This window comes from Hydrogenimonas sp., from assembly GCF_029932565.1.
Taxonomy (GTDB): Bacteria; Campylobacterota; Campylobacteria; order Campylobacterales; family Hydrogenimonadaceae; genus Hydrogenimonas.
The window spans coordinates 13,026-18,395 of sequence record NZ_JAOZPV010000018.1 but is presented as its reverse complement, the minus strand read 5'-3'; the positions used below and the strand labels follow the sequence as shown (position 1 = coordinate 18,395).

The following is a 5,370-nucleotide window of genomic DNA, read 5'->3' as shown; positions in this document are numbered from 1 at the left end:
AATGAAAGAGAAACTGATCGACCAACTGGATCTTGCGGGCTATATCGGGCGGTTCGAGGGGCTGCTTGCGCGGCCCAAACCGCTCTTTATCGAAGGGGACCGGAGCCTGCATTTCCGTTTTATCCGTGCGCTGGAGGAGGTGGAGTTCAAATCGCCGCCGAAGGTGAGAAACTGCGACGATCTCTGGATGCGGCTGGGCAAACAGGCGGTGCTGGGGCTCGACGATATTTTCGAAATCGTCAAGATCGTACGCTATTTCATGTACCTCAAAAATCTGCGTATCGAGAATGTTCTGGGGGAGTGGCTGGCGGAGATCGAGATACCGGAACCGATCGTTGCGATTTCGAAAATGTTCGACGAGAAAGGGAATCTCGAAGAGCACGTGGACGAGCGGCTCGCTTCGCTCAAGGCGGCGCAGAAACAGAACCGTGATGCGATCCGTCAGACACTTTCGCGCATGGTGGGGAGCGCCAAGCTGGGGCCCTATCTGATCGACCGGCAGATCCACTATGTCAACGACGAAGAGGCACTGCTGGTGCGCGGCGGCTTCAACCATGTGCTGAAAGCGACCGTCATCGGCCGTACGACGGCGGGTTTTTTCTATGTGATTCCCGAAGCGATCGCGAAGCTCAAAGAGAAGGAGGCCGGCATCGTCAGCCGCCTGGAGGAGGTCTACTACGATATCGCGAAGCAGACGAGCCTGACACTGGGCGGCTGGCTGAAATTTCTGAAGTTTGTCGATGGGGCGTTCGACCGGTTCGACCACTACCAGGCCAGGATGCAGATGGCGCGTCTGGAGGATCTGAGTTTCGTGCTGCCGGCACGTAACGATGTGATAAAACTCGCCGATTTCTGCCATCCGGCATTGACGCATCCCAAGCCGGTGACAATCGACTTTTCCAACGATGTGCTGATGATCACCGGTGTCAACGCGGGCGGAAAGACGATGCTGCTCAAGTCGATACTGGCCGCCGCGTGGCTGGCGAAATATCTGCTGCCGATGCGGTGCGATGCGAAGCATATGAAGATCGGGAGTTTCAAAACGATCGAAGCGATCATCGAAGATCCCCAGAACGTCAAGAACGACATTTCGACTTTCGCCGGGCGGATGCGGCAGTTTTCGCGTCTTTTCACCCAAAACGGCGTGCTTGTCGGGGTCGACGAGATTGAACTGGGGACCGACAGCGACGAGGCGGCGTCGCTCTTCAAGGTGATGATCGAGGAGTTGATCAAACGCAACATCAAGATCGTCATCACGACCCACCACAAACGGCTCGCGGCGATGATGGCCGGGGATCCGCGCGTCGAACTGGTGGCGGCGGTCTACGACGAGAAGAACCAGGCGCCCACCTACACTTTCCTGCAGGGAATCATCGGCAAGAGCTACGCTTTCGAGACGGCGGAGCGGTACGGTGTGCCGAAAAATATCGTGCAGATGGCGCGTGTGGAGTACGGGGAGGACAGGGAACGGCTCAACGAGCTGATCGAGCGTTCGAGTACCCTGGAGAAGGAGCTGCGGGAAAAACGGGAGAAGCTGGAGCGGGAGATCGAAGCGCTGGAGAAGGAGAAAAGACGCTACAGAGAGCTCAACGATACGCTGGAGAGCGAGCTCTATGCCAAGAAACGCGAACTCGAGGCGATCTATGCCGAAGCGACAAAACAGGCGAGGGAGGCGTTGAAACAGAGAGACGAGCGGGCGATTCACCGTCAGCTGGGCAAAGCGCACAAGACGGTACAGAGAGCGAAGATCGAAGCGCCGAAACGCATGGAGACTTTTGCTGTCGGCGACAAGGTCAAATACCGGAAAAACCGGGGTACCATCATCGCACTCAAAGCGAAAGAGGCGACGATCGAGGTGGAGGGCCTGAAACTTCGCGTGCCGCTGAGCGAGCTGAAACGTTCCGGAAATCCTCCCAAGGCGCCGAAGAAGAAACAGACAAGCGTGACGTTGGAGCGCTCACAGGCGACGGCCGGTGTCAAACTCGATCTGCATGGTCTGCGGGCCGACGAGGCGATCGAAAAGCTGGACAAGTTTCTCTCTGATGCCCTGCTTGCCGGTTTCGACGAAGTACTGGTCTACCACGGGATAGGAACCGGTAAACTCGCTCACGCCGTTCGTACTTTTCTGCAGGGACATCCGAGTGTCAAAGGGTTTCACGATGCACCGCCGCATATGGGAGGGTTCGGGGCGACGATTGTGGAGTTATAGGATGATTTTGTCGCGGCCGGACTCTTTGGCCGTGTAGAGTTTCCGGTCTGCAAGTTTGAGCAGGTTGTCCAATGAAAAGCCGGCCTCTTCGGTATCGGCAATACCACCGCTGAAGGTATAGCATATTGTCTCATTTTGATGGTCGATGCAGCCGCCAACCCGCGTCGCTTCACGCAGACGTTTGCCCATATTGACCGCTTCTTCACGTATTGTATAGGGAAGCATGAGGAGAAACTCCTCGCCGCCAAGCCGGAATGCCATGTCACTTTCACGCAGATTGGAGATGATGATCTGGGCGAAACGTTTCAGTACGATGTCCCCGACATCGTGGCCGTAGGTGTCGTTGATCTTTTTGAAATGGTCGATGTCGAGATAGATGAAGGTTATGGGATAGTCGTGACGTTTCGCTTTGGCGAGTTCGGCATGGGCGATCTCTTCGAGATAGTGGCGATTGTAGAGTCCTGTCAATTTGTCGGTAATGGCCATCGCGTAGGCGAGGCTTTTGTCTCTTTTGAGCAGGTAGACCTCCACTTCGCGTTTGGAGATGATATCGATGGCGATTTCGAACTTTTTGAGCATTTCGATCATCTCGTCGCTGCGTTCGAACGAACGTTCCAGAACGAACATCCCGATTCCGATCACATGTTCATCGTAGTCGTGAACCGGGAATGTATAGAGGGTTTTTGGTTCGTCGGTATCGATGCACTGAATCGTTTCGCTGTCGATAAAACAGCGTACCTGATCGTAGAAGGTGTCGTGGAATTTCGCGAGAATCTGCCGTTTGCTCCGACTGCATGGCCGAATGGAAGAGTCGGACGAGTCCAGTTTGATGAAGAAGGTCTCCTCGATCATGACCAGCGAGACAATGCGATCGATCGGAAAGACTTTGTGCATCGAATGGAGAATCCGTTTGGTGTCGGCATGGAAACTGTCGAAAAAAGCGGCTGCTTCGAACACTTCGGGCAAAATCGCATTGATTTTCGACATCAGTTCGATTTTTCTCGTTCCGCCGAATTCGAGGTAAAGACCGCATTTGAGCCGGCGTAGGTGTTCGATAATGTAGGGGATGAACTCCTTTTTGATGATAGAGCCGTGCTGGGGTGCGATCATCTCGATGGGATGGCATTGTTCAATGTTGTCGAGACCGTGATTGACGATTTCGGTGGCTGGCATATAGTGGGTGTGGAAGGGTTCCATCTGTTTGAAGTAGCTTTCGGCATCTTCCGCGTAGAGGGCGAATGTTTCGGTGATGGCTCCGAAGATATCGCTCGAAAAGAGGATACCCGAGGTTTCGTCGTAGGTGCAGAAGGCACCGGGAAAGTGCATATAGGGTGTGAAAGCGAACCGCAGGGTTCTTTCCGGGGTTTCGAGCTTCCATCCTTCGGCCTGTACTTCGTAAAAGCGGATACCCCAATCGTAGTGCTCAAGCAGTTCGGCCGCACGCCAATGGGTTACGAGGAAACGATTCTCGGTACCGATTTCCTCCAGAAGATCGGCAACGGCAGTTGTAATGTCGGGATCCTGGTGGTGACAGACGATATAGCGGATCTTCTCCAATGGAATGATCTGCAGAATTTTTTCCCGTGTATGCGGCCATGTCAGTTTCGATCCGGGATCGATCAGAATCGATTCATCACCATTTTCGATGAGGTAGACATGGCACTGGAACGGATCGTCCTCCAACACATGGCCTACCCACCAGATATTTGGAGCGATCTCGACAGGTTTTGCAAACTCTTCATGGTTTTTATCTGTTGCAAAATTGGATTTATGCATAAATCAGTGTACCAAAAAATGACTTAGCAATATAAAAGAATAATCGTCGTACACTAAGTTAAGTAGGAAGAGAGAGGGTTGAATTTGCCGGCGATATCTCTGTGGAAAAAGGGAACACCCAGTCTTTTCAATCAGATTTACCCATAGTATGCAATGAGAGTATATACGGATGCCAAAGTGCGGAAAATTGTCCGAAGAGAGATCTTAGGGGTTAACATCGGTGGCCCGGAAGACGATAATGGTAGGGTACGCGGCGTGCTTGCCGGAGGGGAAGCGGTGATCATTGCGGACCACATTACGATATGAAAGAGTGTGAAGGGTGCGAAACATCATCTACAAAAATTATAGAGTCAAAAGCATACTGATACGATGAGTTTAATATTGAAACGATTTTTTCAACGTCTACTGAATGTGAAAGAAGATCCGACGGATATACTGCACCAGTTTCTGCGTGAACAGGTTCTGGTGACACTGTGTACCAAAGTCCCATCTACGATGAGTGTGACGATTGTGATCGCAACGTCGCTGATAATATTCTTGTGGCCCTATATCAATCATGTATTGATAGCCGGCTGGTACACGGCTGTCGTGCTCCTGGCATTCGAGCGGATCTACTATTCGATGAAAGGGTGCCGTTACGGCTCGGACCGTCCGCTCAGGGAACGATACCAGCGTTTCAGAGTCGAAGTCATTCTGATGGTGCTGTTGTGGGCGTTCGCGGCATTCTTTCTCTATCCGCAGGGGCATTTGCCGCAGGAACTTCTGCTGGCCCTGATCGTGGTCGGTATGGCGGGAGGCGGTACGATCACACTGGCGATCGACCGCAAAATGGCGAATGCGTATGTCATATTGATTCTGACGCCATTGGCGATCCGGTTTTTTATGTGCGGCGATGCGATTCACCTGATGCTCTCCGCCCTCTCGTTTTTTTACATCGCTATTTTTCTTCTGAGTACGCGCCAGATCGGCAAGGTTCTCGAAAAGGGGATCCGTCAGCATCGGGAGCTTGGGGAGCTGCGTCAGCGGCTCGATCTGATTGCGGATCAGGCGCCTGTCGGAATCCTCTATTTCGACAAAGAGTACAATCTGCAGGACTGCAACAAGGCACTGTCCGATCAGATCGGCGTTCCGAAAGAGGAGCTGCTGAAGCTCAATATGCTTGAGCTGAAAGACCAGCGCCCCGTCAAAAACATCAAAAAGGTGATCGAAGAGGAGCGGACGATCTATTATGAAGGGCCGTATCTGACGACGTTGAACGACAAAGAGATGTGGATTTCGGTCGTTGTTTCACCGCTTCATGGTGATTCGGGCGAGCTGATCGGCGGTATCGCCGTTCTGCAGGACAAATCGGCTGAGCACGAGGCGATGGAGCGGGCCGAGTTCCT

The 5,370-nt window shown here is 52.8% G+C and carries 3 protein-coding genes; 2 read left to right on the top strand and 1 reads right to left on the bottom strand.

The genetic code is table 11. The annotated features are described in order from the left end of the window. The first annotated feature begins 1 nt into the window (after position 1). Complete coding sequence (locus Q1K24_RS03850) at positions 2–2,209, top strand: endonuclease MutS2 (RefSeq protein ID WP_300366226.1); 2,208 nt, start codon at positions 2–4, stop codon at positions 2,207–2,209. On the opposite strand, the gene Q1K24_RS03845 is transcribed toward Q1K24_RS03850, so the two are convergent. Next, complete coding sequence (locus Q1K24_RS03845; RefSeq protein ID WP_300366223.1) at positions 2,204–3,985, bottom strand: diguanylate cyclase; 1,782 nt, start codon at positions 3,983–3,985, stop codon at positions 2,204–2,206. The genes Q1K24_RS03850 and Q1K24_RS03845 overlap by 6 nt on opposite strands. A gap of 381 nt (positions 3,986–4,366) precedes the next feature. Here Q1K24_RS03845 and Q1K24_RS03840 point away from each other — a divergent pair. Beyond that, positions 4,367–5,370 (top strand): PAS domain-containing protein (locus Q1K24_RS03840; RefSeq protein ID WP_300366220.1); only part of this gene is annotated, 1,004 nt, incomplete at its 3' end.

What these genes read in the sequence shown, in the direction of transcription:
- Q1K24_RS03850 (WP_300366226.1), top strand. Translation starts at nt 2, where the DNA reads ATGAAAGAGAAACTGATCGACCAACTGGATCTTGCGGGCTATATCGGG.
- Q1K24_RS03845 (WP_300366223.1), bottom strand. Translation starts at nt 3,985, where the DNA reads ATGCATAAATCCAATTTTGCAACAGATAAAAACCATGAAGAGTTTGCA.